General features: G+C 66.1%; 1 protein-coding gene. It reads right to left on the reverse strand.

The features are described from left to right. Positions 1 to 714: transposase (locus IEY63_RS22075; protein ID WP_189071145.1), on the reverse strand; the 714-nt coding region annotated here is incomplete at both ends.

The raw sequence follows: 714 nt of genomic DNA on the forward strand, positions 1-714 counted from the left end.
TGATCAGTGCGGGTAACTCGGGGAGATTCCACCGCAGGGCATGGCACAGCCGCTCCGCGCCGTACCGCACGAGGCTCGTGGCCGCCCGGCCATGAGCCTTCACCTTGACCGGAACCTGCGCCTGGAGCCACACGCCCACCCGGAGACAGCTGATCCAGGCCAGGACGACCAGCCCGAACAGACGTTCCAGCCGGTCCGGGCGGGTGATGCCGGTCCGCTCCAAATCGAACCCGCGGACCTTGAGGCTCGCGAACGTGCACTCCACCGACCAGCGAGCCTGGTACAGCACGCAAGTGTCCCACACGCTGAAATCCGTGGCAATGGCCACCAGGTCCCCCGCGGGGGACCTGGTGGCCACGACCTGCATCACCTCACCGTAGACGTACGCCTTTTCAGCCATGCACCGGACTTCCCCAACCTTCAGATCACCGAACCACGCGTCCACGCGCAGCTCGTCGACCACAGCGTTCTTTCGGATGCGGATGGCCCGTTTGATGCCCTTGCGCCTCAGGAAGCGGAACCACTCCCCACCGATGAACTCCCGGTCAGCGACCAGGCCCTTCCAGCGGGCCGCTGGAAGGGCCTTCAGGAGTCGTGAGACCAATTGGATGCGCCGGACCGTGCCGCTGTTGCCGTCGTGATCGAGAGCGGTCCAGACGAGCGGCACCGTGTACCCGTGCAACACGACGCCGAGGACCAAGAGGTTCAGGGGCG

The organism is Deinococcus radiotolerans, assembly GCF_014647435.1.
Lineage (GTDB): Bacteria > Deinococcota > Deinococci > Deinococcales > Deinococcaceae > Deinococcus > Deinococcus radiotolerans.